Annotated in this window: 24 protein-coding genes and 1 tRNA gene; 14 read left to right on the forward strand and 11 right to left on the reverse strand. The window is 64.7% G+C overall.

The window, feature by feature from the left end; all coding sequences use genetic code 11:
- Positions 1-33 precede the first annotated feature (33 nt).
- Genes ABFX56_RS08905 through ABFX56_RS08925 form a run of 5 tightly spaced genes read left to right on the forward strand, consistent with a single transcriptional unit; the run spans position 34 to position 5,381 of the window.
- Entirely contained in the window at positions 34-1,584 is a 1,551-nt protein-coding gene (locus tag ABFX56_RS08905) for a sugar ABC transporter ATP-binding protein (protein WP_346232891.1), read from the forward strand.
- Positions 1,581-2,549: an ABC transporter permease gene (locus ABFX56_RS08910; RefSeq protein ID WP_346232892.1), complete on the forward strand. Its 969-nt coding sequence runs from the start codon at positions 1,581-1,583 to the stop codon at positions 2,547-2,549. The genes ABFX56_RS08905 and ABFX56_RS08910 overlap by 4 nt, the downstream gene beginning before the upstream one ends.
- Positions 2,546-3,544, forward strand: a complete 999-nt coding sequence (locus tag ABFX56_RS08915; protein ID WP_346232893.1) for an ABC transporter permease — start codon at positions 2,546-2,548, stop codon at positions 3,542-3,544. The genes ABFX56_RS08910 and ABFX56_RS08915 overlap by 4 nt, the downstream gene beginning before the upstream one ends.
- A gap of 38 nt (positions 3,545-3,582) precedes the next feature.
- A complete protein-coding gene (locus ABFX56_RS08920; protein ID WP_346232894.1) occupies positions 3,583-4,629 on the forward strand; it encodes a zinc-dependent alcohol dehydrogenase in 1,047 nt (348 codons plus the stop codon).
- Entirely contained in the window at positions 4,626-5,381 is a 756-nt protein-coding gene (locus ABFX56_RS08925) for an SDR family oxidoreductase (protein WP_346232895.1), read from the forward strand. The genes ABFX56_RS08920 and ABFX56_RS08925 overlap by 4 nt, the downstream gene beginning before the upstream one ends.
- Before the next feature lie 15 nt (positions 5,382-5,396).
- Here the strand turns inward: ABFX56_RS08925 and ABFX56_RS08930 are convergent, their stop codons facing one another.
- Positions 5,397-6,248: an SMP-30/gluconolactonase/LRE family protein gene (locus ABFX56_RS08930; protein ID WP_346232896.1), complete on the reverse strand. Its 852-nt coding sequence runs from the start codon at positions 6,246-6,248 to the stop codon at positions 5,397-5,399.
- A gap of 255 nt (positions 6,249-6,503) precedes the next feature.
- Between ABFX56_RS08930 and ABFX56_RS08935 the strand changes: the two genes are divergently transcribed.
- Positions 6,504-7,703 carry an MFS transporter gene (locus tag ABFX56_RS08935; RefSeq protein ID WP_346232897.1) on the forward strand — a complete coding sequence of 400 codons (1,200 nt, stop codon included), beginning with the start codon at positions 6,504-6,506 and terminating at the stop codon, positions 7,701-7,703.
- 533 nt (positions 7,704-8,236) lie between these two features.
- Here ABFX56_RS08935 and ABFX56_RS08940 read toward each other — a convergent pair.
- Together ABFX56_RS08940 and ABFX56_RS08945 are read right to left on the reverse strand one after the other, a co-directional pair.
- Positions 8,237-8,842 carry a DUF2510 domain-containing protein gene (locus ABFX56_RS08940; protein ID WP_346232898.1) on the reverse strand — a complete coding sequence of 202 codons (606 nt, stop codon included), beginning with the start codon at positions 8,840-8,842 and terminating at the stop codon, positions 8,237-8,239.
- A 707-nt stretch (positions 8,843-9,549) separates the two neighbouring features.
- On the reverse strand, positions 9,550-13,353 hold the full coding sequence (locus ABFX56_RS08945) for a leucine-rich repeat protein (protein WP_346232899.1): 3,804 nt from the start codon (positions 13,351-13,353) through the stop codon (positions 9,550-9,552).
- Positions 13,354-13,873: 520 nt separating this feature from the next.
- Between ABFX56_RS08945 and ABFX56_RS08950 the strand changes: the two genes are divergently transcribed.
- Positions 13,874-14,422: a hypothetical protein gene (locus ABFX56_RS08950; RefSeq protein WP_346232900.1), complete on the forward strand. Its 549-nt coding sequence runs from the start codon at positions 13,874-13,876 to the stop codon at positions 14,420-14,422.
- Complete coding sequence (locus ABFX56_RS08955; RefSeq protein WP_346232901.1) at positions 14,383-14,754, forward strand: hypothetical protein; 372 nt, start codon at positions 14,383-14,385, stop codon at positions 14,752-14,754. Before ABFX56_RS08950 ends, ABFX56_RS08955 begins: the two co-directional genes overlap by 40 nt.
- Positions 14,755-14,832: 78 nt before the next feature.
- On the opposite strand, the gene ABFX56_RS08960 is transcribed toward ABFX56_RS08955, so the two are convergent.
- Positions 14,833-14,906, reverse strand: a tRNA-Gly gene (locus ABFX56_RS08960).
- 83 nt (positions 14,907-14,989) lie between these two features.
- Here ABFX56_RS08960 and dcd point away from each other — a divergent pair.
- Positions 14,990-15,571 (forward strand): dCTP deaminase, encoded by a 582-nt coding sequence (dcd, locus tag ABFX56_RS08965; protein WP_346232902.1) that lies wholly within the window; start codon positions 14,990-14,992, stop codon positions 15,569-15,571.
- A gap of 76 nt (positions 15,572-15,647) precedes the next feature.
- On the opposite strand, the gene idi is transcribed toward dcd, so the two are convergent.
- Positions 15,648-16,175, reverse strand: coding sequence for an isopentenyl-diphosphate Delta-isomerase (gene idi / locus ABFX56_RS08970; protein WP_346232903.1), 528 nt, complete (start codon positions 16,173-16,175; stop codon positions 15,648-15,650).
- Positions 16,176-16,258: 83 nt separating this feature from the next.
- Between idi and ABFX56_RS08975 the strand changes: the two genes are divergently transcribed.
- A complete protein-coding gene (locus ABFX56_RS08975; RefSeq protein ID WP_346232904.1) occupies positions 16,259-16,483 on the forward strand; it encodes a DUF3072 domain-containing protein in 225 nt (74 codons plus the stop codon).
- Between the two features lie 2 nt (positions 16,484-16,485).
- Here the strand turns inward: ABFX56_RS08975 and ABFX56_RS08980 are convergent, their stop codons facing one another.
- The 4 genes from ABFX56_RS08980 to ABFX56_RS08995 form a co-directional block, all read right to left on the reverse strand.
- A complete protein-coding gene (locus ABFX56_RS08980) occupies positions 16,486-16,905 on the reverse strand; it encodes a MarR family winged helix-turn-helix transcriptional regulator (RefSeq protein ID WP_346232905.1) in 420 nt (139 codons plus the stop codon).
- A 132-nt stretch (positions 16,906-17,037) separates the two neighbouring features.
- Positions 17,038-18,372 (reverse strand): MFS transporter, encoded by a 1,335-nt coding sequence (locus tag ABFX56_RS08985; RefSeq protein WP_346233181.1) that lies wholly within the window; start codon positions 18,370-18,372, stop codon positions 17,038-17,040.
- A gap of 255 nt (positions 18,373-18,627) precedes the next feature.
- A complete protein-coding gene (locus ABFX56_RS08990; protein ID WP_346232906.1) occupies positions 18,628-19,458 on the reverse strand; it encodes a serine protein kinase RIO in 831 nt (276 codons plus the stop codon).
- A 318-nt stretch (positions 19,459-19,776) separates the two neighbouring features.
- Positions 19,777-20,163, reverse strand: coding sequence for a hypothetical protein (locus ABFX56_RS08995; protein WP_346232907.1), 387 nt, complete (start codon positions 20,161-20,163; stop codon positions 19,777-19,779).
- A gap of 358 nt (positions 20,164-20,521) precedes the next feature.
- On the opposite strand from ABFX56_RS08995, the gene dnaK reads away from it, so the two are divergent.
- From dnaK to ABFX56_RS09015, 4 genes are read left to right on the forward strand one after another with little or no spacing between them, the layout of a single operon-like run.
- Positions 20,522-22,387 carry a molecular chaperone DnaK gene (gene dnaK / locus ABFX56_RS09000; protein ID WP_346232908.1) on the forward strand — a complete coding sequence of 622 codons (1,866 nt, stop codon included), beginning with the start codon at positions 20,522-20,524 and terminating at the stop codon, positions 22,385-22,387.
- A gap of 2 nt (positions 22,388-22,389) precedes the next feature.
- Positions 22,390-23,076 carry a nucleotide exchange factor GrpE gene (locus tag ABFX56_RS09005; RefSeq protein WP_346232909.1) on the forward strand — a complete coding sequence of 229 codons (687 nt, stop codon included), beginning with the start codon at positions 22,390-22,392 and terminating at the stop codon, positions 23,074-23,076.
- A gap of 17 nt (positions 23,077-23,093) precedes the next feature.
- Positions 23,094-24,074 (forward strand): DnaJ C-terminal domain-containing protein, encoded by a 981-nt coding sequence (locus ABFX56_RS09010; RefSeq protein WP_346232910.1) that lies wholly within the window; start codon positions 23,094-23,096, stop codon positions 24,072-24,074.
- Entirely contained in the window at positions 24,074-24,496 is a 423-nt protein-coding gene (locus ABFX56_RS09015) for a heat shock protein transcriptional repressor HspR (protein WP_346232911.1), read from the forward strand. The genes ABFX56_RS09010 and ABFX56_RS09015 overlap by 1 nt, the downstream gene beginning before the upstream one ends.
- A gap of 125 nt (positions 24,497-24,621) precedes the next feature.
- Here ABFX56_RS09015 and ABFX56_RS09020 read toward each other — a convergent pair whose 3' ends face one another.
- Both ABFX56_RS09020 and ABFX56_RS09025 read right to left on the reverse strand, forming a co-directional pair.
- The gene (locus ABFX56_RS09020; protein ID WP_346232912.1) at positions 24,622-25,287 is read right to left on the reverse strand and encodes an AmiS/UreI family transporter; all 666 of its coding nucleotides are present in this window, start codon (positions 25,285-25,287) and stop codon (positions 24,622-24,624) included.
- Positions 25,288-25,296: 9 nt separating this feature from the next.
- Positions 25,297-26,028 (reverse strand): cysteine hydrolase family protein, encoded by a 732-nt coding sequence (locus tag ABFX56_RS09025; protein ID WP_346232913.1) that lies wholly within the window; start codon positions 26,026-26,028, stop codon positions 25,297-25,299.
- Positions 26,029-26,239 lie beyond the last annotated feature (211 nt).

A 26,239-nucleotide genomic window follows, 5' to 3' on the forward strand; every position in this document is an offset into this window, starting at 1 on the left:
TGAAAGTCCAAGATCGTGACAGGGAGGTCCGTCGTGAGCGAGACGATGCCCGTGCTTGAAGCGCGGAAGGTCACCAAGAGGTTTGCCGGCGTAACGGCGTTGGACACCGTGGATTTTGCCATCCACCCCGGTGAGTCGCTGGCTCTCATGGGAGAGAACGGCGCGGGCAAGTCGACCCTGATCAAGGTGCTCACGGGTGTCTATCAACCGGATGACGGCCAGCTGCTGTTCGAGGGCGAACCGGTGGCGTTCGCTCGCCCACTCGACGCGCAACGCGCCGGGGTGAGCACGATCTACCAGGAAGTGAATCTGGTGCCGCTGATGTCGGTGGCGCAGAACATCTACCTGGGCCGCGAGCCGAAGAACGCTCTCGGTCTCATCAACTTCCGCAGCATGTACGCCGATGCCCGGCAGCTGCTGGACACCTACGGCATCGCCGTGGACGTGCGCCGGCCGCTGCGCAGCCTCGCGCTCGGGGTACAGCAGATGGTGGCGTTGGCGCGCGCCGTGAGCATCAACGCACGTGTTGTCATCATGGACGAGCCAACGTCGTCCCTCGAGGCGCGGGAGGTCGAGACCCTCTTCCGCGTGATCGGGATGTTGCGCGAAAAGGGTATTGCCATTGTCTATGTCAGCCATCGGATGGACGAAAGCTACCGCGTCTGCGAGAGCATCGTGGTGCTGCGGGATGGCAAGATCGTCCACCGTGGCCTGCTCGCGGAGCTGCCCCGCGTGGAGTTGGTTTCCATGATGCTGGGCCGATCGGTGGAGGGCAAGCGCGGCGGAGTGACCGCGTTTTCGGCCGCCCGTTCCACCGACGCGCCCCCGGTGCTGGTCGCCGAGGATCTCAGCCGCAAACATCAAATCGACGGCATCGCCCTGACCATCCGCCCCGGGGAGATCGTCGGGTTGGGCGGGCTGCTCGGGTCGGGGCGTTCCGAGACGCTGAAGGCGATGGCCGGTGTGATGCAGCTGGATCGCGGCCGGGTGCTGGTGGACGGTGCGCCGGTGCGCAGCGGGTCGGTGTCCGCGGCGATCCGCGCCGGCATCGTGATGCTGCCGGAAGATCGCAAGAGCGAGGGCATCGTGCCGAACCTGTCGGTGCGTGACAACATTGTGCTGGCCGCGCTCCCGCGGCTGTCCCGCGCCGGGTTCACCTCCCGGGCGAAGCAGGATGCGATCGCCGACGTCTTCATGAAACGGCTGCACATCAAGGCGTCCAGTCCCGACCAGGCGGTGTCTGAACTGTCCGGCGGCAACCAGCAGAAGGTGATGATCGCCCGGTGGCTGGCCATGAGCCCGAAGGTGTTGCTGCTGGACGAGCCGACTCGCGGCATCGACGTCGGGGCCAAGGCGGAGGTGCAGGCGCTGATCGATGAGCTGGCCGCGGAAGGGTTGGCCATCGTGTTGGTGTCGTCGGAAGTGGAGGAAGTGGTGGAGGGTTCCGGCCGCGTCGTTGTGCTCCGGGACGGTTCGGTCGAGACCGAACTGACCGGTGTGATGGTGGATGAGGAGCATCTGGTGGCCGCCCTGGCCGGAGGCTCCGTTGAGCAGGAACCAGTGGCGACCGGAGTCGACGCATGAGGGCGGCCGCCGCGTCGTGGACGCTTCCCGATCGCGGGACCGTGGTCAGCTTCCTGCTGAAGTACGGTGTCTACCTCGCCATCGCGATCCTGCTCGTGTACAACTTCTTCTTCACGCCGAACTTTTTCGAATTCGGCAATTTCCGAACCCAATTCGTTCAGGTTGTTCCGGTGCTGATCGTCGGGCTGGGGATGGCGTTGGTGATCGGGGCCGAGGGGATCGACCTGTCCGTCGGCGCGGTGATGGCGCTGGCGGCGGCGGTGATACCTCTTTACCTGGGTTACGGGTTCTTTCCGGCCGTGCTCATCGCCGTGGCCGCTGGCGCACTGATCGGAGTGGCCAATGGTGCCATGGTGGCGTTCATCGGCGTGCAGCCGATTGTGGCGACGCTCTCCCTCATGGTCGCCGGGCGCGGAGTGGCCTTGCTGGTCGCCCACGAGCAAATGAAGCAGGTCATCGACCCCGGCATCCTCGCCATCGGCCGCGGCGACCTGTTCGGAATCCCCTGGAACGTCATCATCGCCCTGGCCGCCATTCTCGCCACTTACGTCCTGGTGAACCGCACGACGTTCGGCAAACAGCTGGTCGCGATCGGCGGGAGCCGGCGGGCGGCCGAGCTGTCCGGACTGCCGGTGAAGCGCATCCTCATGATCATTTACATCCTCTGCGCCGTCCTCGCCGCGATCGCCGGGGTGATCGGCACCGCGCGATTGGGCGCCTCCGTTCCGTCCACGCTCGGCAACCTGATCGAGTTGTCGGCCATCACGGCCGTCGTGATCGGCGGAACACCGCTCACCGGCGGCCGGATCCGCGTCGTCGGCACGGTGGCCGGGGCGCTGCTGCTCCAGTTCATCAGCGCAACGTTGATCAAGCACAACGTGCCGGATGCCTATTCGCAGATCGCGCAAGCGCTCATCATCCTGTTCGCCGTCTATATTCAGCGCGGAAAGGCGGCAGTCCGATGAGCACCACCGTCGCAGCCGGTCCCACCACCGACAGCCAAGCCAAGCGCGAGCGGATCGCGGGGCTGGTGCAGCGGTACGGCGCCGCCATCGTGCTGGTCGTACTCGTGATCACCGGAGCGTTCGCGTTCCCCACCTTCCCCACCGGCAGCAACTTCAACAACATCGCGACGCAATCCTCGTTCCTGCTCATCGTCGCCATCGGTGAGACGTTCGTCATTCTGGTGGGCGGCGGCGGCATCGATCTGTCGGTCGGGTCGATGTTCGCTCTGGGTGGGGTGCTCGCGGCGTACGGATCGGCATTCGGCCCGTTCGGTGCCTTCCTCTTGCCGCTGGTGGTGTGCGGGCTGGTCGGTGCGTTCCAGGCATTCCTGATTGCCTACGCCAAGATGGACCCTTTCATCGTCACCCTGGCGGGACTGCTCGGCATCCGGGGTCTAGTGTTCGCCATCACCAACGCGGGGGCCGACACTCCTCTTATTAAGGATGCCGGCACCGTCGCGGTGGGACAGGGGCACGTGTTCGGACTGCGCTGGCCCGTGATCATCGCCATCGCCATCGTCGTGATCGGCTCGATCATCCTGGCACGCTCCCGCGGCGGGCAGTCGGTGCTCGCTATTGGCGGGTCGGAGAGCGCCGCCACGCTCATGGGGCTTCCAGTGGCGCGGGTGAAGTTCACCGTGTACGTCCTCAGCGGACTCTGTGCCGGGTTCGGTGGTGCACTGAACGCGGCGTACTCCTCGTCCGGTGTTCCAGCCGTGGGCGTCGGACTAGAGCTCAGCGCCATCGCCGCGGTCGTGATCGGGGGCACACTGCTCTCCGGTGGTCGGGGAGACCTCATCGGCACGACCGCGGGCGTGCTGCTGCTCAGCGTCATCCAGAACATGATCAATCAGGTCGGGTCGCTGAGCTCCTCGGTGCAAAATGTCGTCTCCGGAGCGTTCCTGGCCATCGTGGTGGTCATCCAGACCGTGCTCTCCAGAACCCAACGCCTCTAATCGCAAAATCAGACACCACAGGGAAGGTTCCACGCTCCATGCAGACCGCTAGTTACACCGGCAACCACACCATCGAGATCGGCACCGGCACACCGGCCGCGCCTACGGCAACCGAGGTGCGGATCGAGGTCGCCTACACCGGCATCTGCGGCACAGACCTGCACATCCTGCATGGCTCGATGGACTCGCGGGTGAAGTTGCCGATCATCATCGGTCACGAAATGTCCGGGGTCATCGCCGGCGTCGGCGACCAGGTGACGCAGTGGAATGTCGGGGACCACGTAACCGTGATGCCGCTGGATTGGTGTGGCCATTGCCCGGCCTGTCGCGCGGGAAACCAGCACGTCTGCCAGAACCTGAACTTCATCGGCATCGACTCGCCCGGCGCCCTGCAGGGAAGCTGGAACGTGCAGCAGGATGTGCTGGTGCGGTTGCCGAAGGACCTTCGGCTCGACCATGCCGCGCTGGTGGAACCCACCGCGGTGTCCGTGCACGACGTGAGGCGCTCTGGGCTGGTGGCCGGTGAGAAGGCGGTCGTCATCGGTGGCGGGCCGATCGGGGTTCTGATCGCGACCACGGCGCGGCATTTCGGGGCCGACGTCGTGGTGATTGAGTTGGACGAGAACCGACGCAAGGCGATCGCCGACCTCGGGTTCCCCGTCTTGGATCCCCGTGCGGATGACCAGGCCGAGTGGGTGAACCGATGGACGGACGGCGCCGGCGCGGACGTCGTCTTCGAGGTATCCGGGTCGGCGGCAGCGGTGCTCGCCTCGACGGAACTCGTCAAGGTGCGCGGGCGACTGGTGGTGGTGGCCATCCACCCGGAGCCCAGGCCAATCGACCTGAAGCGTCTGTTCTGGCGGGAGCTGACCATCATCGGCACGCGGGTGTATCAGCGGGAGGACTTCGACAAGGCGGTGGAGATGCTCGCGGAAGGGGTGGTTCCCGCGGACCTGCTGATCACGCGCATCGAACCGCTGTCGGCGACCGCTGATGCGTTCGCGGCGTTGTCGTCCGGGCAGGCGATGAAGATCCTGATCGACTGCCAGTCCGACGCGAACGCGCCAGCCGGAGCGGCCGCGTGAACCCGTTCGACCTCACCGGGAAGCTCGCCGTGGTGACTGGCGCACGGCGCGGGATCGGCCTGGCGATGGCGGAGGGCCTCGCCGCGGCCGGAGCGGACATCATCGGAATCAGCGCCAACCTCGAGCCCACGGGGAGTGAGGTCTCCCGGCGAGTGGAGGCACTGGGCCGGCGCTTCACCGCCCTGCGCGTGGACTTCGCCGATCGCGGCGCAGTGACGGAACTGGCGGAGGACCTCGCCGGCCGTCCGGTGGACATCCTGGTGAACAACGCCGGAACGATCGAGCGCGCCCCTGCGGCCGAGCATTCGGACGAATTGTGGGACCGCGTCATCGCGGTGAACCTCTCCGCGCAGTTCGTGCTGGCGCGCGCGGTTGGTGGGTCGATGCTCGCGCGGGGCCGAGGCAAGATCATTTTCACCGCGTCGCTATTGAGCTTCCAGGGCGGCGTAAACGTGCCCGGCTACACCGCGGCGAAATCCGGCGTGGCCGGCCTCACCAAGGCGCTCGCGAACGAATGGGCCGCGCGCGGGGTCAATGTGAACGCGATCGCGCCGGGCTACATTGCCACCGACAACACGCAGGCGCTGCAGGACGACCCGGCCAGATCCCAGGCCATACTCGACCGGATTCCGGCGGGGCGGTGGGGCAGCGCCGACGATCTTGCCGGTGCCACGGTGTTCCTGGCCAGCAGTGCTTCGGACTATGTCAACGGCATCATCCTGCCGGTGGACGGCGGCTGGCTCGGGCGCTGACGCGGGTCAGGCGGGCTACACCGCGCGGGCCGGTGGAGCGCCGCGGAACGGAGCGACGTCCGGGCCGGTCGTGTCGAGCTCGACGCGGAAGACGCGGCCCGCCAGCGGGTGGCACTCGCTCGCGGCCTGGTCGTAGCCTTCCTGCGAGGTGGTGATGAACAGGGTGCGGCAATCGGCGCCGCCGAAGGCGCAACTCGACACCTGCGGCGCATCCACGGTGACGACCGCAAGCAGTTCACCCTGCGCGGAATACCGGTGCACCGCGTTGCCGCCCCACAGTGCCACCCAGAGGCATCCGTCGTCGTCGATGCACATCCCGTCCGGCGCCCCGAGCTCGGACTCGATTTGCACCACGGTCTGCTGGTCGCGAAGTTCGCCGTCCGCGGTGACGTCGAACCGGTCGATGCGTTGGGTGGGCGTGTCGATGAAGTACATGGTGCGGCCATCCGGCGTCCATGCTGAACCGTTGGAGATGGTGAGCTTCGTGCGCGCGACGGTTGTCCGTCCGTCGGTGGCCAAGCAGTAGAGCGATGCCGCGGCCGGGGTCTTCGCCCAGGCCATCGAGCCCGCCCAGAACCGTCCCTGGGGGTCGCATTTGCCGTCGTTCATGCGCAGTTGCTTCGGATCGATCAGCGATTCTCCCACCGGGGTGACCACGCCGACGTCGGAGAGGTGGCAGAACCCGCTGCCGGCTGCCAGCATCCACCCGCCGTCCGCGGACACCAGCGGAACGACCGCGCCCACCGTGACGCCGGTGTGGTATGTGGTCGCTAGCGCGAGTTCGTCAGCCTCGTTCTGCCGGGCGAGATGCACCAAACCCGCGAACTGGTCGACCCATAACAGGGCTTGGTGGCGAACGTCCCACATGGGGCCCTCGGCGTGTTCGGCTCGGATGAGGTCTGTTGGCGTGGCTGCGTAGCTTTTCGTGGTGGGACCTCCGGCTGGTTCGGCGGTGCGAGTGGGCCGCCGTAGCAATTCTGGCTTCGCCGGGCCGCGTTTCCGGCGGGACTCGCCGAACGCCGAGTGGCGAGCGCAGCGCGGCCGTTGAGTAGGTGGATCGGTCGGCGAAATGATCTAAGTGGCCGTCTGTGACGTTATGATCGCTCTCATGCGGGACAGGGAGTGACAGGCAGCGAACGTCGACTTCCCGCACTCGCCGGGCGCAGCAAGCCGTCCGGCTGGGCCCTGGGTGCCCTTTCCGCCGGGCAGGTCGTCGGCTGGGGAATCTTGTACTACGCGCCGATCGTTGCGGCACCGGCGGTCGCACAGGACACCGGGTGGACGCTTCCGCTGACGATGGCCGCGATTTCGGCTGGACTCGTTGTGTCGGCACTGTCCGGAATTCTCGTCGGCCGGCTGATCGACCGGTGGAGTCCGCGCGCGGTGATGTCGTGGGGATCGATCGTCGGCACGGCGGGCCTGGCGGCTGCGGCCTTTGCGCAGAACCTGGTCTGGTTCTTCGCCGCCTGGCTGGTCGTCGGGATCGCACAGTCCGGAGTCCTCTACCAGGCGGCCTTCGCCGTTGTCACCCGTCGATACGGCGCCAGGCGGTACGGCGCGCTGACCATCCTGACGCTGGCCGGCGGGCTCTCATCGACAGTGTTCGCGCCGATCACCGCCGCACTGCTTGGTGTCTGGGGGTGGCGTGACACCCTGATGATCCTAGCCGGGGTGCTCCTTGTCGTGACGCTGCCCCTGCACTGGTTCACGCTCGAGAAGCGCTGGGCATCCGAGGCGAAGCGGGGCGACCCGCCGATCGCGTACAACGTCTCCGCCGTCATCAGAACCCGTCAGTTCTGGATGCTCACCGTCGCCATGGCACTGCTCACGCTATCCCTGTTCAGCGTCACCCTCGCCATGATTCCGCTGCTCATGGAAAAAGGGGTCAGCTACAGTACCGCAGCGCTGGCGCTCGGCCTGGTCGGTGCCGGTCAAGTAGTCGGCCGTCTGCTGTTCTTCGTCGCACCTCACGGCAGGCGGCCATGGGTGCCAATAGCGGTGGTCGCCGCTGTGTCGGTGGTTCTGCTTGCGGGCATCGGATTGATTCCTGGCCCGTTGTGGTTGTTGATCGTGGTGGCGGTCCTCGCCGGTGCGGTGCGCGGTTCCCACACCCTGATCCAGGCGTCGGCGGTCGCCGACCGTTGGGGCACCCAGAACTATGGTGCGATCAATGGGGCGTTCAGCGCTCCGATTACCGTACTCATGGCTCTTTCCCCCGCCCTCGGCCCGATCATCGCAACCGGGTTCGGCTCGTATTCGGTCATGGCGCTTGTGATGGGCGCACTGGGTCTCGTCGCTCTGGTCATCGCGCGGGGGAGCTAGAACGCGGGGCGGGAAATGTTCCGGTCGCAGTGCGTGTCGGTTCGCGTTGCTCGGGGGCTACTCGACTCGCTTGAACCCGGCAGCAGCGTCACCATGAGGCAGCGTGTCATGACAGGCGGTTCTTGGCGGTTTTCTCAACTAGTGTCGACAATCAGCCATCTTCAGATTAATCACCGGATTTCGACCCAATCTGGGCCATTGAGCAAGTCGCGGATAGAAGAGCCGATCGACTTAGGTTGGATTTTCCTCGGGTAAGAGAAGATTCGGCAGGTAGCTTCTAGTTATTGGAGGCGAGGATGCGCAGGTAGGGGGGGCATTTCGGGCAGCCTTTGATTTTGCGGCGGTTGGGCCCGGACTGCTCGGGATGGGTGGAACTCGGTGGTGAGGAATGCGTCAGTAGTCGCGAAGCCATCAACCGACGCTATGAGCACTTTGTAAGAGCAGATCTTGCAGTTGTAGCCGTGAGTTCGTCATTCGTCCGAATTCAACAGCTGTGCACCCTTCGGGCACAGCCGATCCGCCGGAGTCAGAACTCAGTGAACGCTGTAGTCGGTCAGGCTGGGTAGCGAGGCGAACGCGGTGGACATCATGGCGACGACCAGATAGATGCTGAAGCCTAACGTGATCACGATCGTGGCGATCGCGACCCACATCGGAGCGGCCCCGCGGCCGGTGCGGCGGCGGACGACGACCGAGCGGCCGATGACGTAGACGTTGATGTACAAAAACGCCCACGCCCAGGGGAATGGCTTCGGAACCAGGCGCTGGTTCAGCGCGCGCCAGTCGAGGTAGGCGAACCAGACACACAGGCCGTAGAGGATTACGCTGCCGAGACCCCCGAAGAGAAACCCGGGCGAGGAGAGGGTCCGGAATGAGCTCATGCCGGTCGGATCGCTGGGCTGCGCCGTCGAATCCCAGCCGATGAAGAGGAGCCTGACCGATGACAGCAACGGAAGCACGAGGATGAGCCACACCCACACGGTGTTCCACTTCGTGCCCTCAGGCGCCCGCAGTTCGGCCGCGGACGCCGTGAGCGTGTACGGGGTCGAGCGCACTTGGGTCCAGGCGAGACCGTCCCACCACCGTGACTGGGTGGCGTCGTCTGGGTCCGGATACCAACCTGCTGGAAGATTCGTCATTTCTTGAGGCTAGTACTGGGGCACCACGGGCGCGCGGCGACGACGAGCGCGACGGTCACGGATGGTGGCACATGTCGCTGTTCGAGATAGGCAGGGATAGTTCCTAGCTGCGGCCACCTCCGGCAACTTCCAAGCGCAGACAAGAACATGTAGTCCGCGCCCATACTCGGCAAGCCAGAGGGTCCACGTGCAAGGAAACTCGTCCACGCTTACCGCGCGCGAAACGGAGACGGACGCGGCCCAACGCCGGCCGTTAGTCCAAGGAACAGTGATTGAAGGCCAATGTCATTGATTATCGACAGTGGAGCGAGCGACGGGAATCGAACCTGTCACTGAAATGCCCTGAAGCCCGTATTTGTAAGGAAATTCGGGGGACCTGCGCGGCTGTTTAGTCCCGGGTGGTCCCGTTTCCGGCAAGATATGTAGGCGCACCTACATATCTGAACCACAAGCCCGGATATGTTTGCTCTGAATCTGGTCCGGTTTCTTGCCTCGCCCGCTGTAGGTGCATGGCAGTTCTCGAGCTTCCAAGTAGTTTCTGCAACTCACGTGAGCCTCAAGGCAAAGGCTGTCGATAATCAGCGATCGTTGGGCTTCGCTCACGAATCCTTGGACCACGGCGCACGCGCGGGCATGGGCAAAAGCCCGAGCGGGTCGGTGCAGGTATCGCCCATCCGGCCCGCCCGAAGCCTCAGCAGTATCCCCGGTTACCGTGCTGTTCTGCGGCGGCGAGCGAAGATGAGCGCTGCACCGAACAGGATCAGCAGGAGCGCCCCGCCGGCGAGTCCGTCGGTGGGTGTGTTGACGCCAGTGGCGGCCAGAGTCGACTCAGGACCCGCAGAGGACAGGTAGCTCAGCTCGCCGGTGCTGCTGACCGTGAGGTACACCACGCTGGTGACCGCCGAACCGTCCGGCGCCGTCCCCGCGAGGGTCAGGGTGTGAGTCCCCGCCGGGATGCTGACCGGTAACGAGAACGTGCCAGCAACAGTTCCGTCGCTGCCCACAATCCCAGAGGCAACAATTGTCGGAGTGGAATGCAGCACCAGAGTCCATGGTGAGTTGGCGAGCAGCCCCGAACCCTTGACGTTCACAGGCGCGTCACCGAACGGAGAACCGACCGCCAGATCCACAGACAAGGCAACCTTCGGTGGCACCGTCCCTGCCGGGGTGACCACAGGCGGGAACAGCACCGGCGGGACAACCACTGGCGGGACAACCACTGGCGGGACCGTCACGGCCCACTGGGCGTAGAGGGAGATGTCGGCGGCGACCGGGCTAGTGAAGTCCCAGGCGGTGCCGCCGGTAGCGGCGGTGAACCAGCCATTGAAGACGTGACCGGCCCAGGTCGGCGCGGTCGGCTCATCCACCGGGCTGCCGGAGTTGAGTGTCACCGACTTCGGCGCGGTGCTACCGCCTGCCGTGTCGAAGGACACCGTCGCCAGCGTCGTCCACTGCGCGTACAGGGTGGTGTCTGCGGTGACCGCATCGCCGAAGTCCCAGGCGGTCCCGCCGGTAGCGGCGGTGAACCAGCCATCGAAGGTGTGACCCGCCCAGGTCGGCTCCGTCGGCTCATTCACGGTGTCGCCGGAGTTGATCGTGACCGGAGCCGGCGTCGTGCTACCGCCGGTCGTGTCGAAGGTGACCTGCGCGAGCGCGGTCCACTGAGCGTACAGGGTGGTGTCTGCGGTGACCGCATCGCCGAAGTCCCAGGCGGTCCCGCCGGTAGCGGCGGTGAACCAGCCATCGAAGGTGTGACCCGCCCAGGTCGGCTCCGTCGGCTCATTCACGGTGTCGCCGGAGTTGATCGTGACCGGAGCCGGCGCCGTGCTACCGCCGGTCGTGTCGTAGGTCACATCAGCCAACGCTTGAGTCTTGTAGCCATCCCACATGCTGGTGAACCCGTTTTCGGCGTCGGGTGCTCCGTATTGCGCGCGATAGAAGACTGTCAAGGTGTCATAGTAGATACCGAATGCGTCCATGCCTGCAAATGTGGGAGCTGCGCCCGAGAACTTTACCGACGTCAAACCGTCATTATCGGCGAACGCCCAGTCCCCGATGTAGGTGACACCGTCCGGGATCGTCACCGACGTCAAGCTGTTGTCTTCGAACGCCCAGTCCCCGATGTAGGTGACGCTGTCCGGGATCGTCACCGACGTCAAGCCGCTGTATGCGAACGCGTCGGTACCGATGTGGGTGACGCTGTTCCCGATGACCAGCGACGTCAAACCGCTGAATTCGAAGGCAGCATTCCCGATACTGGTGACGCTGTCCGGGATGGTCACCGACGTCAGGCCCGGACCGGAGAACGCTCTATCCCCGATGCTGGTGACGTTGTAGACGATGCCGTCGATGGTCACTGTCGATGGGATCGAGAAGGTGGTCGCGGTGCCCGTGTAGCCGTCGAGGGTCGCTCCGGCGGCGACATCACTGCTGTCGGCGCTGTAGGTAACGCCGTCCGAGGATGTGAAGGATACCGGACCTGTCCACTGCGCGTACAGGGTGGTGTCGGTAGTGACCCGGCTGGTGAAGTCGAAGGCGGTGCCGCCGGTGGCCGCGGTGAACCAGCCGGTGAAGGTATGGCCGGTCCAAGTCGGATCGGCCGGGCGAGTTGTAGTCCCGTCAGAGTTGACCGTCACCGGAGCCGGAGCGGTGCTGCCGCCGGTCGTGTCGAAAGTGACGGTAGCCAGCGCGTAGCTGCGGTAGGCATCCGGAGTTCCGGCTGGGGTCCAGTTCGGAGAAGTGAACCCGCCATTACCAACGACAGACGAGTCGTATTCCGGTAGATAAGACACGACAACATTCCAAAAAAGCATTCCGTCATGTAGCGCTTCAAAACCCATAACCGGAGCCGCTCCCAAGAACCGCACCGAGGCCAGGGCGTAATTACTGCCGAACGCCAGTGACCCGATGCTGGTGACACTGGCCGGGATGGTCATCGAGGTCAAGCTGTTTTGCTCGAACGCATGGTCTCCGATGCTGGTTACGCTGTTCCCGAGGGCCACCGAGGTCAAGCTGTTGGTCCCGAACGAACCTTGACCGATGCTGGTGACACTGTCCGGGATGCTCACCGACATCAGTCGATTGTTCTTGAACGCCCAGTCACCGATGCTCGCGACACTGCCCGGAATGGTCACCGAGGTCAGGATGTTGCTGGAAAACGCGTCATCACCGATGCTGGTGACACTGTTCGGAATGGTCACCCCACTTAGGTTCTTTGACCTGAACGCCTCCGCGCCGATGCTGGTGACGTTGTACTCGACGCCCTCAATGGTCACCGTCGCAGGGATCGCTACAGTCGAAGGTCCGGAATATCCGCTGACGGTCGCGCCGGCCGCAATGTTTCCGCTGTCTGCGGTGTAGGTGATGCCGTTATCGATGGAAGTGACCGTACCCGAGATCCAATGCGCGTACAGAGTGGTGTCTGTGCTGGTTGGGCTGGCGAAGTCCCATTCGGTGCCGCCGGTTGCTGCGGTGAACCAGCCGGCGAATGTGTGGTCCGTCCAGGTCGGATTCGCCGGTCGAGGCGCAGTCCCGTCGGGCTTGACAGTCACCGGCGCCGGGGCGGTGCTGCCGCCGGTCGTATCGAAAGTGACGGTAGCCAGTGCGAAAGTGGTGTAGTTATCCGGAGTCCAGGTCGGGGAGGTGAACCCGCCGGGAAAGACAGACGAGTCGTACTTCGGGAGATACGACACCACCAAATCGGCAGGGTCGCCGAACGCGGCCGAGCCTAACGCGGCCGAGCCCATCAGCGGGGCCGCTCCCAAGAACCGCACCGACCGCAAACCGTTGGCTACGAACGCATCATCCCCGATGCTGGTGACACTGCCCGGAATAGTCACCGAGGCCAGGCCATTGGAGGAGAACGAATACGCGCCGATTCTTGTGACACCGTCTGAAATCGTCACCGAGAGCAGTTGATTTCCCGCGAACGCATCATCCCCGATGCTAGTGACACTGCCCGGAATAGTCACGGAGGTCAGGATGTTGCTGGAAAACGCGTCATCACCAATGCTGGTGACACTGTTCGGAATGGTCACGGAGGTCAGGGCGCCGGTTGAGAACGCACCCACTCCAATACTGGTGACACCGCCCGAAATGGTCACCGACGTCAGTTGGTGGTTGTAGTAGAACGCATACTCCCCGATGCTAGTAACACTGCCCGGAATGGTCACCGAGGTCAGCGCATTGCCTTCGAACGCATGGTATCCGATGCTGGTGACACTGTTCGGAATGGTCACCGAGGTCAGATTGTGGTAGGAGAGCCCCCAGATGCCGGTGACGTCATATACGACGCCGTCGATAGTCACCGTGGCTGGGATCGACACGGCTGTCGAGCTCCCCGAGTAGCCGCTGACGGCCGCGCCGATCGAGCTATTTGAGCTGTCGACGTTGTACATGATGCCGGCCGAGTCGGTGAAGGATAGGTAAGTCGCGGATGCGCCCGGCACCACCCCGAGCACCATCAGCGCCGCCACACTCACAGCCGCTAACGGCTTCAACCATTTATGCATAACGCTCATGTTACTGTGCCACTTTCTGTAGGGCGTTCCGGTGAAACGATGCCGCCGCTCGTGTCGAGAGAAGGCCTCTGCTAGGTTCTATGCGGCGATCCGCCGCATGTAGTGTCCAACTGCACCTATGCGCGGCACCACATGCCGACTGTGGTTGCCGACCTGCCGTGTCTGTCGTTGAGACATTTCCTGTCGATAATTGGTGATCGAACCGTGCCGGATTCCGGCCACCGCCCGGTCGTTGCCTCGCAGGATTGAGCGCGTGCCGGCCCCAAGACTGCTGAGTGAACTGATGCCCCGAGACGTGTGGCCTCTCGCGCATGTCTGGACTTTTACGCCCATATCGGACCAGGGGAATGCTGAAGTCGCGCTTACTGGTCGCTGCCGGTCGTCTCATCGCGATCTGGACTTGTTCTGTCGGTCTGAGAATCGGTGCGGTCGTGACTAGCTTGCACAGGGCAAAAGGAGGGAGACGATTCCAGGCGAGGTGAGGCGCAACTGCAGCAGATAGTGTGAAGCTGTGTCCTCCTGGTCCAGGGTTTCCAACTTTGACCTCGTCGAGTCGCCTGCAGGAACCGATCTGGTTGTCACCGGAGACTGGTCACCGAAGGCCTCCAGGGCGCTGTCCGGCGGGGCAGCAACGGGGCTCGTGCTCAATTACGCCAAAGGCTACCGGGAACGGAGCCTGGACTTCCTCGAAAACTGGCCGATAACCAGGATCCGAATCCTCGCCCGCACCATCACCGATCTGACACCGGTGTACAGGATGGCTGCCACACTCGAATCGGTCAGCGTCATCACCGCGCCGAAAGCCACACTCGACCTCGCGCGCTTGCCGAGACTCACGCACCTTGAGGCCGGCTGGGAACAGGTGGAGTCCAGCATCGGGGCGGCCGTTCACTTACGCGAGCTGTATCCGACGTCCTATAACCCGAGGGACCTCAGCCCGCTTTCGCAAAACCGGCAGTTGCGTCTCATTTCGATGAAGGACCGGCCCTATATCGAAAGCCCGGCATTGATGCTTTCCCGATGCTGGAAATTCTGGGGATCTACTCGGCACGGGGATTAAGCGACCTGTCCGATCTAGCATCGGCATCCGCGCCACGGCATTTACGAGAGCTACAACTCGAATCGGATCGCCGCGTTACCCGACTCGGTGAGATCGGTACCGCTACCGATCTCGAGTTTCTCAACATCAGCGAACTTGGCGAGATCGAGTCCTTAGCGCCGGTCGAAGGGTTGAAACGACTAGACACGTTGTACTTGTACGGGTCAACACGTGTGATGGACGCCGATCTCACTCCGTTGATGGAGCTGCCTCTGCTGGAAGATCTAAGAATCATGAACCGGCGGGAATACACTCCATCGGTTGCGCAAGTAGAGGCGCACATTTCACGCTGACCTTAGCCTTGAAGGGTCCTAGGTTCCGTGAGACAAGTCCAGGCATGCGTGAGATCTGACAAGACGGCAAGAATCTATTGGAGCGAGCGACGGGAATCGAACCCGCACTACCAGCTTGGGAAGCTGGAGTTCTGCCATTGAACTACGCTCGCGCATCCGGTGTCTGGTCCGTCCAAACAAGCGGACAGATACCGGCTCGCGCAATCCTACCAAGCCGCTCGGATAGTCTCTTGTCATGCTGCTATCGGACCGGGATATCAAGGCGCAACTCGACTCTGGACGGGTGGGCCTCGATCCCTACGACCCCGACATGGTGCAACCCTCGAGCATCGACGTGCGGCTCGACAAGTATTTCCGGCTGTTCGATAACCACAAGTATCCGTTTATAGACCCGGCCGACGATCAGCCCGAGCTGACGCACCTCGTCGAGACGGAGTCCGGGCATCCGTTCATCTTGCACCCCGGCGAGTTCGTGCTCGCCTCCACCTACGAGCAGATCACCCTGCCGGATGACATCGCCGCCCGCCTCGAGGGCAAGAGTTCGCTCGGCCGGCTGGGTTTGCTGACTCACTCCACCGCCGGCTTCGTCGACCCTGGTTTCTCGGGCCACGTCACGCTGGAGCTCAGCAACGTCGCAACGCTGCCGATCAAGCTGTGGCCGGGCATGAAGATCGGCCAGTTCTGCTTCTTCCAACTCTCTTCGCCGGCCGAGAAGCCCTACGGCGTTGGCGCGAATGGCTCGCGTTACCAAGGTCAGCGCGGGCCGACGGCGTCGCGGTCGTTCCTGAACTTCCATAAGACGGATGTGACGCGGTAGCTACTCTGCCGCCCTCGACGCTCGCAGAGCTCGCTCGTCAGGGGATGAGAGCTCAGCGGGCTAGCATCCCGAGAGTTCAGCGGGTCAGGGACCAGCCGTTCAGCTGCAGGACCAACCACGGGCTGAACGCGTACGGTGCCGCGGCAACCGCGGCACGCAGGTCGGCGGGGGCGACCCATTTCCACTCCGCCACTTCCGCGATGTTCGCCGTAACGGCATCCGTCGTCACCGCACTGAAGACGGGGCAGATTTCGTTCTCGACGATGCCGGATGCGTCTACCGCCCGATAGCGGAAGTCCGGCAACACCGGCTGGAGATCTGTGATCTGCAGGCCCAATTCCACCACTGCACGGGCGGTCACGGCGGCTTCGACGCTCGAACCGGGCACCTGATGTCCGCAGAACGAATTAGTCCATACCCCCGGCCAGGTCAGCTTCGACAGCGCCCGCCGGGTCACGAGTACGCGGCCCTCGGCGTCGAAGACGTGACAGGAGAACGCCAGGTGCAGAGGCGTGTCGACGCCGTGCACCGTGCGCTTCTCGGCGGTACCGAGTGGATGCCCGGCATCGTCCACAAGAACCACGAGTTCCGGATCGACAATCATATGCGTCGAGGTTAGCATTCCGGGCTTTGACCACTGGATTGCGACGACTACCCACCGATTCGCGCCCGGCGTAGCGTTGAACCATGGCAGCAGACGACGAGAAACTCGGCGCGGTCGACCCCGAGAACGCGGCGGTGAAGAATCCGGAACAGTGGCTTACCGGCGACGAGCCGATCACCGCCGCGCAACGCAGCTACCTCGACACGTTGGCCAGAGAGGCGGGGGAGGAAATCCCAGCAGACCTCACCAAGGCGCAGGCGTCAGAGCAGATCGAGCGGCTGCAGAAGAAGACCGGGCGGGGCCGCTAGGACTAGCCTTCCCAGCCCAGGTTGCGCGCCATCCGCTCAAGCGCATTCAGGGTGGCGGCGTACTCCTCATCGTCGAATCCGTTGGACACCGCATCCCGGATTCCCTGCACGACTGTGGAGAGCCGATCGTAGGCCACCCGGCCCTGCTCGGTTATCGAGTAGGTGTCGCCGGCGACGGTGATCCATCCGCTCTCGACGAGCTCTGCGAGGTGGGCTGCGGAACTGTCCTCGCTGTCGGCGTCCAGGAACGGGGCGATCTCGCCGTTCAACTGCTCGAGAGTGGCATCCTCGCGTGACAGCGCTCCGAGCAGCTGCCACTGCCGGCGGGTGACGCCGTGCTCCTCGAGGGTCTCGTCGAACCGATCGTCGATCAGCTGGTCGACGAGCTTGAGCCAGTATCCGATGGGACGCGACGCTGCCATGGGGTTGAGGATACGCCAGGGGGATGCGGTTTTGCAGGAGGTGGGACGTGGGACGGGGGACGGGGTCTCGGCGGGGCTCGACCACCGTGGGGCTCGACCACCGGTGGGGGCTCGACCACCGGCGCGACGGAGTCAGTCGATGACTGACTGCTTCGCCTTGACCGGCAGCATCAGGAGCAGGCCGGCGAACAGCACGAGCACGATGCCGATGATGCCGAACCTGGTGTCGCCGGTGGCGCCCACAAACAGGCTGAACAGGCCCGGTGCCAGGAAGCTCACCGCGCGTCCGGTTGTCGCGTACAGCCCGAAGATCTCACCTTCACGGCCGGGCGGGGTGATCCTGGCCAGGAAGCTGCGACTGGAGGATTGCACCGGGCCGACGAACAGGCTCAGGAACAGCCCAGCGATCCAGAAGCCGCCCTGGGCGGTCCCGATGAACAGCACCGCGGTGCCCGCGAGCACCAGCCCGAGCAACGACCAGATGATGACGTTCTTCGCGCCGACCCGGTCGTCGAGCCAACCGCCGAGGAACGTCCCCAGACCGGCGACGACGTTCGCGGCCACCGCGAAGTAGATGACCTCGGTCGCCGAGAACCCGAACACCTGGGCCGCGACGATGGCGCCGAACGTAAATACGGCGGCGAGGCCATCCCGAAACACGGCGCTCGCGAGCAGGAACATCAGCACCTGTGGGCTCTTTTTCCCCAGCGCCGCAATGGTGTTCCACAGCTGCCGGTAGCTGGCCGCAATGCTCACCCGGTTCTCGCGCGCCCGCGGCGGGATCTCCGGCACCCGCAACAACACCGGTAGCGCGAAGATCGCGAACCAGATGGCGGAGACCATGATCGCCAGGCGGATGTCCAGCGCACCGCCGGCCGCGCCGGTGGGCACCGTGAGCAGCCCGTTGCCATGCGGGTTGCCGAAACTCTGGATGAACAACACCAGCAGCATGATCAGCAGCACGATCCCGCCGACGTAACCCATGCCCCAACCGAAACCAGAGACCCGCCCGATCGTCTTCGGCGTGGAGACCTGCACCAGCATGGCGTTGTAATTCACGCTGGCGAACTCGAAGAAGATGTTGCCGGCGGCCAGAAGCGCCGCCCCGAACACGAGGTATCCGGGCGCGGGGGCGACGAAGAACATCGCCAGCATGGCGAGCACGACCAGGCCGGTATTGATCCCGAGCCACAGCTTGCGCCGACCGGAGCCGTCCGAACGCTGTCCGAGAATCGGGGCGAGCAGGGCGATCAGCACCCCGGCGATCGTCAGCGCCGTACCGATCAGGGTGGCGTTGCCGGCCTTCGCCGCGACCAGTGCCGGATTGCGGGAGTCGTCGCCGGCCGCGGCCAGGATGTCCGGATCGACGAACAGACCGCTGGCCAAGTAGGTGCTGAACACGAACGTGGTGACCACGGCGTTGAAGGCCGCCGAGCCCCAGTCCCAGAGCGCCCAGGCCCGCACCATCCGGCCCGGAATCGGTCGATCCTCCAGGTACGCGTGGGCGGCGATAACCACGGCGCCGTCGTCGCCGATCAGCGGCACCCGTTTTTCCCCCTGTGTTTCGGAGGATGCAGCATCATTGTCGGCTGTGTCACCCGTCATGCTGACAGGCTAGTGGTCAGCGCCGCCGCCCGCGTAGGAATGCGCCCGCAGGTCACGGATGTGCTCTGGCACCTCGCGCAAACGTTTCGGCAGGGCTCGGCCGCCGTTGCGCGCCGGTCAGCGGTACAGGTCCGGCAGGAGCGCGGCGAAGACCTCTTCCGCGTCGCACGACACCCCGCGGCGGGTGAACCACTGGCACACGTTGACGCAGTCGCGGTGCAGCAGGGACATGCCGTTCGGATTGCTCACCACCTCCACCAACTGTGGCAGGTCGATCACCACCACGCGGCCAGCGTGCACGAGTAGGTTGTATGCGGAAAGGTCGCCATGGGAGAGGCCGGCGGCGGCGAATTGGTGCAGGATGTCCACGACCTGCTCGAGGTATCCGGCAAGCACGCCTGGATCCATGCGCACCTCCGCAAGCCTTGGCGCCGCGGCGAGGTCGTCGCCGATGAACTCCATCAGGAGCTCGGTGCCGTTGACCTGCACCGGGTAAGGGACCGCCATGCCCTGCTCGTACATCCGGCAGAGCGCTTCGAATTCGGCCATCGCCCAGCGCCCGGCCGAGACCGTTCGGCCGTACGCCGAGTTCTTGGCGACGGCGCGGGTGTCGCGGGTGTTGCGCATCCGCCGGCCCTCCTGGTACTGCGCGGAGCGGTGGAAGTCGCGGGTTTCGCGACCGCGGTACCGCTTGGCGGCGAGGATGCTGCCGGTCTCACCGGGAATTGCCCGCTCGATGAGGAAGACATCCGCCTCCTTGCCGGATTTCAGAATGCCCAGTTCGGTGTCGAACGCGCCGGCGGAGGTGACGATCCAGTCCGGGAACGGCTGCGGACCGCGCTCGGAGGGCGTGACGCTCGTCCAGGTGGACCAGCGTTGGTCCTCGCCGGGTTCGAGCCGGGAAAAGGTGGGGATGGTAAAGGCGGGTGCAACTTCGTCGAATGACACGGTGACGCTCCGAGGACAGGAGGCCACCCGCGGATGTTAGTCGGCGGCCTCAAAGAGGAAGGGGATGCTAGAGGGCACGGCAAAGACAGCCATGGCGCTACCTCCTTCCGTCTCGGTGTGCGTTGAGTCTAGTTGTACGTGCGCGCTCGCGTCGAGGGCGAGGCGGGAACGGCTCTGCCCACCCGGCAAATGTTTCCGTTTCGGCTAAGTGTGCCCGGCGCAACAGGAACACTTAGCCGGAACAGGAACAGTTGTGTTAGACCACGGCCTGCCGCCACCAGGTGGGGTTGGGTGTCGTGCTTGCCGGCTCGGTCACGGCTACTTCTTTCGATTCGCCGGTGGGCTGAGCGGCACCGCGACCGGGCCGCCGCCGAGGTTGTGCAGGGCGACGATGGTGGACTCCGCCCAGGTACAGCGGTGCGCGATGACCTGGGGGAATGGTTGGTCCAGCACGGAGAACTCTCCCCAGGCCAACTCCGGGCATTCGCGGTAGCGGCGGGTGAGGAAGATCATGAAGTTCGGCAGCGACTCCGGGTCGCGCTTGGCATCCGCGACGTTCACGTTCTCTGGTCCGTAATCGCCCTCCGCCAGCTTCGACGGCAGCGCGGCCGCATCGGCGTTGGAGAAGCCGCCGTTCTCCCCCGCTGTCCATTGCATGGGGGAGCGCACCGCCATCCGGCCCGGCGCCGACAGGTCCTCGCCCATGCCGATTTCCTCGCCGTAAAACAGCGCGGGCGTGCAGCGAGAACTGCAGCGCGTACACCATCCAGATGCGCATCCGTCAGCTCCTCGGATGGCTCGTGGCGCGACCAAGTACGGTGATAGCCATCCACTTCTGTCTAGTACCGCATGCCGGATTCGGCCTCGGTTGTCAGGGTTGAGTCAGGTTGGCTCAAGTTTTTGGGTTTCGGCTTGACAAGTAGTACCGGATGCCGCAACATTGAGTACGCAAGGCTCAAGTCTTGCCATGGTCCCCGAGGCTCTCGAGGGGATCGCACCCCAGGCATGAACAGAACGTCCCTTCGAGAACCTCAGGGAACGTAACGTAAGGAGAACAGAGCGCATGGCTCGAGCAGTAGGAATTGACCTCGGAACCACCAACTCGGTGGTGTCCGTCCTCGAAGGTGGAGAACCCACCGTGATCGCCAACGCTGAAGGTTTCCGCACCACCCCGTCCGTGGTGGCCTTCACCAAGGACGGCGAGGTGCTGGTCGGCGAGACCGCCAAGCGCCAGGCCGTCACCAACGTCGATCGCACGATCGCCTCCGTCAAGCGCCACATGGGCACCGACTGGACCGTCACGATCGAGGGCAAGAAGTACACCCCCCAAGAAATCTCCGCGCGCATCCTGGCCAAGCTCAAGCGCGACGCCGAACAGTACCTGGGCGAGCCGGTGACGGATGCTGTGGTCACCGTGCCCGCGTACTTCAACGACGCCCAGCGCCAGGCCACCAAGGAGGCCGGCGAGATCGCCGGCCTGAACGTGCTGCGGATCATCAACGAGCCGACTGCGGCCGCGCTGGCCTACGGCCTGGACAAGGGCAAGGAAGACGAACTCATCCTGGTCTTCGACCTGGGCGGCGGCACCTTCGACGTGTCGCTGCTCGAGGTGGGCAAGGACGACGACTTCTCCACCATCCAGGTGCGCGCCACCGCCGGCGACAACAAGCTGGGCGGCGACGACTGGGACCAGCGCGTCGTGGACTACCTGATCAAGAAGTTCAAGGACACCACCGGCGTCGACGTCTCCGGTGACAAGATCGCCAAGCAGCGACTGAAGGAAGCCGCGGAGCAGGCCAAGAAGGAGCTGTCCTCATCCATGAGCGCCAGCATCCAGTTGCCCTATCTCTCGCTCACCGAGAACGGCCCGGCCAACCTCGACGAGACGCTGTCCCGCGCCAAGTTCGAGGACCTCACCAGCGACCTGCTCGAGCGCACCAAGCAGCCGTTCCGTGACGTGATCAAGGAAGCCGGCATCAAGGTCGGCGACGTGGCGCACGTCGTGCTCGTCGGTGGCTCCACCCGGATGCCCGCCGTCGTCGAGATGGTCAAGTCGCTCACCGGCGGCAAGGACCCGAACAAGGGTGTGAACCCTGACGAGGTCGTCGCCGTCGGCGCCGCACTGCAGGCCGGCGTGCTGAAGGGCGAGCGTAAGGACGTTCTGCTCATCGACGTCACCCCGCTGTCGCTCGGCATCGAGACCAAGGGCGGCATCATGACCAAGCTGATCGAGCGCAACACGGCCATCCCGACCAAGCGCAGCGAGACCTTCACCACGGCCGATGACAACCAGCCGTCGGTGGCGATCCAGGTGTTCCAGGGCGAGCGCGAGTTCACCAGGGACAACAAGCCGCTGGGCACTTTCGAGCTGCAGGGCATCGCCCCGGCGCCCCGCGGGATCCCGCAGGTCGAGGTCACCTTCGACATCGACGCCAACGGCATCGTGCACGTGTCTGCCAAGGACAAGGGCACCGGCAAGGAGCAGTCGATGACGATCACCGGCGGCTCGTCGCTGCCGAAGGAAGACATCGAGCGGATGGTGCGCGAGGGCGAGGAGCACGCCGCGGAGGACAAGAAGCGCCGCGAGGCCGCCGAGACCCGCAACGTCTCCGAGCAGCTCGCCTACTCCACCGACAAGCTGCTCAAGGACAACGCGGACAAGCTGCCCGACGATGTCAAGACCGACGTGCAGGCAGATGTCGACGCGCTGAAGAGCGCGCTCGCCGGAGATGACGACGACGCGGTGAAGACCGCGTTCGACAAGCTCAGCGAGAGCCAGCAGAAGATCGGCCAGGCGCTGTACGCGCAGGGCCAGACCGACGCGGCCGCCGGTGCCCCGTCCGAGGAGACGCCCGAGGGTAGCGCCCCGAGCAACGACGACGAAGACATCGTGGATGCCGAAGTCGTCGACGACGAAGAGACGAAGTAGCGATGGCGAACAAGAATAAGAAGTCGTCCGGCAGTCCCGGTGACGACAACCGCAATGAACAGAATCAGGACGAGCCCGTCGTGCGTGACAAGCGCCGCATCGATCCGGAAACGGGCGAGGTGAGGCATCCGGAGTCTGAAACCACAGGACCGGCGACGGATGCCACGGCGGAGAACGACGGCACGGATTCCTTCACCGAGGAAGATCTCGCGTTCCTCACCGATCTTGCCGCGGAAGGCGACATCGCTGACGCGGTGGTCGCGCCGGAGAGCAACTTGGCCGCCGAACGGCTGGCGGATCTGCAGCGGTTGCAGGCCGAGTACGTGAACTATCGCAAGCGGGTACAGCGTGACCGCGAGACCGCGCGCGAGAACGCGATCGCTGAGGTCGTCAAGGGTCTGCTGCCGATTCTCGATGACCTGGACCGCGCGCACGCGCACGGCGACCTCGAGGGGACCCCACTGGACCTCGTCGCGCAGAAGTTGCGCGCGAGTTTCGAGCGGTACGGACTCACCGCGGTGGGAGCCAAGGGAGACGTGTTCGACCACAACCTCCACGAGGCGATCTATCAGCAGCCCAGCTCGGATGTCACCGTCAACACGGTGGCCGACGTGATCGAGTCGGGCTACCTGCTCGGTGAGAAGCTGCTGCGTCCTGCGAAGGTTGCCGTCGACGTTCCGGCGCAGTGACGGGCGGGGTGTAGCTCGTGGCTAGCCAGGATTGGTTCGAGAAGGACTTCTACGCGGTACTGGGCGTGCCCAAAGACGTCTCCGCCGCGGATCTCAAGAAGGCCTACCGAAAGCTGGCCAGGAAATACCACCCCGACTCCAACCCCGGGAATGCCGCCGCGGAGGCCCGCTTCAAAGAGATCAGCGAGGCCAACGCGGTGCTCTCGGATCCGGAGCAGCGTCGCGAGTACGACCAAATGCGCGCGCTGGGTCCGGGGCGACCGCGGTTCACCGCCGGTGGAACCGGCCAGCAGGGCGGCTTCGAGGACATCTTTGGCGGCATGTTCAACCAGCCGGGGCAGCGGGGGGCGCGGCAGCAGCCCGGATTCGACGATATCTTCAGCAGCATGTTCGGCAGCGGCAACTTCGGCCAGCCCAGCGGCGGCTTCCGGGGGGCCGGCGGCCCCACCAAAGGCCGCGACTACACCGCCACCACCACGCTGGACTTCACGACGGCGATCAAGGGCGACACGATCAAGCTCCAGCCCGCGTCGGGCAAGCCGATCAGCGTCAAGATCCCGGCCGGAGTGAGCGACGGGCAGAAGATCCGGCTGCGTGGCAAAGGTGAGCCCAGCGAGGATGGCGGCCCACCCGGCGACCTCACCTTGACTGTCTCGGTGCGCAAGCATCCGGTCTTCGAACGCGACGGACTCAATCTGCGGGTGGATGTTCCAGTGACGTTCGTTGAGGCCACCCTCGGCGCGACGATCGAGGTGCCCACGCTGGGCGGTAGCCCGGTGAAGCTGAAGGTGGCACCGGGCACGCCCAGCGGACGAGTGCTGCGAGTCAAGGGCCGCGGCGTCGCGACGGCCAAAGGCACCGGCGACCTGCTGGCCACCATCCACGTCGCGGTGCCGAACCACCTGACGGCAGCAGCACTCGAACATCTGGAGGAGTTCGCCAAGGCCATGCCGAAGGAGAACCCCCGCGACGACCTCATCGCCAAGGCGCGCAGCTGATGGACGAGAACAGCCCTCTTTTCGCCATCTCGGTCGCTGCCGGGCTGGCCGCGATGCATCCGCAGACCCTGCGGCAGTACGACCGGTTGGGGCTGGTATCGCCGACCCGAACGGTCGGCAAGTCCCGGCGTTACACGATGCGCAACGTGGTGCAGCTGCGGGAGGTCGCCCGGCTCAGCGCCGAGGGTGTCAGCCTCGAGGGCATCCGGCGCGTCTTGGATTTGGAGAATCAGGTGTCGGAGCTGGCCGCCCGCGTGCAGGAGTTGGAGTCGGCGCTGGCCGACGAGATGCTCAGTCGCCCGGGGCACCGGATCTTCGCCGCCGATGAAGCCGGTGGTGTGGTCTCATTGCGTGCAGGTACCAGGACGCGCCGGCCGACACAGGTGGTGTTGTGGCGCCGGCAGCCCTGGCACGACCACTGACCGGGCCCCCTTCGCACGCACCCACCTCGCCCCACCTCGCCCCGTTTCACGGAGTTTCTGTCCGCACAGGCTGGACTGACAGGCATCCGGGCCGGTTGAAGACAGAAACTCCGTGAGATGGGCGCTCAGGCGACGGGTACGGCTTCCGCCGGGACGGCATCGGGCGCCACGGTGCCGGCCGGGTTGTCTGAGGCATCCGTCGGCCGTGCGATCGACGAACGCGTGAACGCGACGCTGATTGCGGTCAGCGCAAGGAGGGCGACGAACGCAGCGGCCCCGGCCGCCGGCGTCGTGTCCCAGGCGCCGTTCAAGAGGAACAATCCGCTGATCGAGCAGCTTGGGATGCCCAGCCAGACCAGGAACCAGGCCGTGAACCGGCTGAGCGAGGCCTTGTCCAACGCCATGAGCAGGAAGAACAACGCCCACATCGCCGCCCAGCACAACCAGATCACCGCGAAGACCGGGTCCGTGGCTAACGTGACGGCGGCCTCGTACAGCGCGACAGCGGCCACGAAGGCGCTGAACCAGCCGAGCCCCTGTGGCTCCAGGTTCAGGAAGATGCCGAGGCCGTAGTACAGGTACGTGAATCCGAACAGGTAGGTCGGCCAGGTGGCGTTGATGATCGCCTGGTCGCCGCCGCTTTGAATCAGGATGATCGTGGGCAGCAGCACCTGCAGAGCGCCGACGAACAGGTTCAGGACGGCGGCACTTCGGGTCGGCACGATGTTCAGGATCACCAGGCCGTTGACCAACAGCACGATGCCGACGAAGAAGAGTCCGGCGTTTCCCATGATGGTGCCCTAACCCTTGAGCAGTTCGACGAATGTGTCGGAGGAGATCACCGGGGCGAAGAACTGGTTGATCCGCTGGAAGGCCGTTGCCTCGAACTCCGGCTTCTGGCATCCGGTGGCGTCGCCGATCACGATCGGGAGGTAGCCGTGGTCTCGGGCGGCGCGCGCGTTGCCTTCGATGCACCAGTCGGTGTGGATGCCGGTGATCACGAGCACCTGAACGCGCTTGCGAGAGAGTTCGAGCGGTAGCCCGGTCCCGGTGAACGCCGTCTGCAGCGCGCACTCGTAGAACTCGTTGTCTCCGGGCCGCACGAGCTCGCGCAGTTCGCCGACCAGCTCGTTGTCCCACGCGATCTGCTCCTCGGTGGCATCCAGCCCACCGGTCCAGGCCTCGTATTGCACGCGGTCGAAGTCGGTCTGGGGGTACTCCTGGCGAAAGACGGTGTAGCCGATCCAGTTGAAGGAGACGAAGTTCGCCGCCTCGCGGGCGGCAAGGACCGATTTCACCGTTGCCGGCAGGCTGCCGCGTAGGTCGTGGCGCTCGGCGAACTGCACTCCGCCCGGCTTGTAGAGCGAGTTCGACTGGCTGACCGACAGGAAAGCGGCGGGCCGGGAGAGGATCTCGCGCAGGTCGAGTTTCTTCCAGTGGTCGGCGAGTTCGGGGATCGCGGCAACGTTGCTTGACGGGTAGCCCAAATCGGTGTCCGCCGCGGCGAGGGGCCGGGTATCGGTGAGTGTCATGTTTCGTCCTTTTCCAGTGGCTGCACCGCCAGCGTAGAGATTTCGGTCGCTTGGTGATCGGATGTGACCGATGATTGCGTCGCATTACGGTTTGTTGCGTGGCGGCGCCCACCGTCGGTCCCGTTTCACGGAGATTTTGGCCCGCTGGAGGCTGGAGCCGGGAACCGAGGGTCTGGATGACAGAATCTCCGTGAAACGGGGTGGGAACGGA

The sequence above is a fragment of the Parafrigoribacterium mesophilum genome (assembly GCF_039652555.1).
Lineage (GTDB): Bacteria > Actinomycetota > Actinomycetes > Actinomycetales > Microbacteriaceae > Parafrigoribacterium > Parafrigoribacterium mesophilum.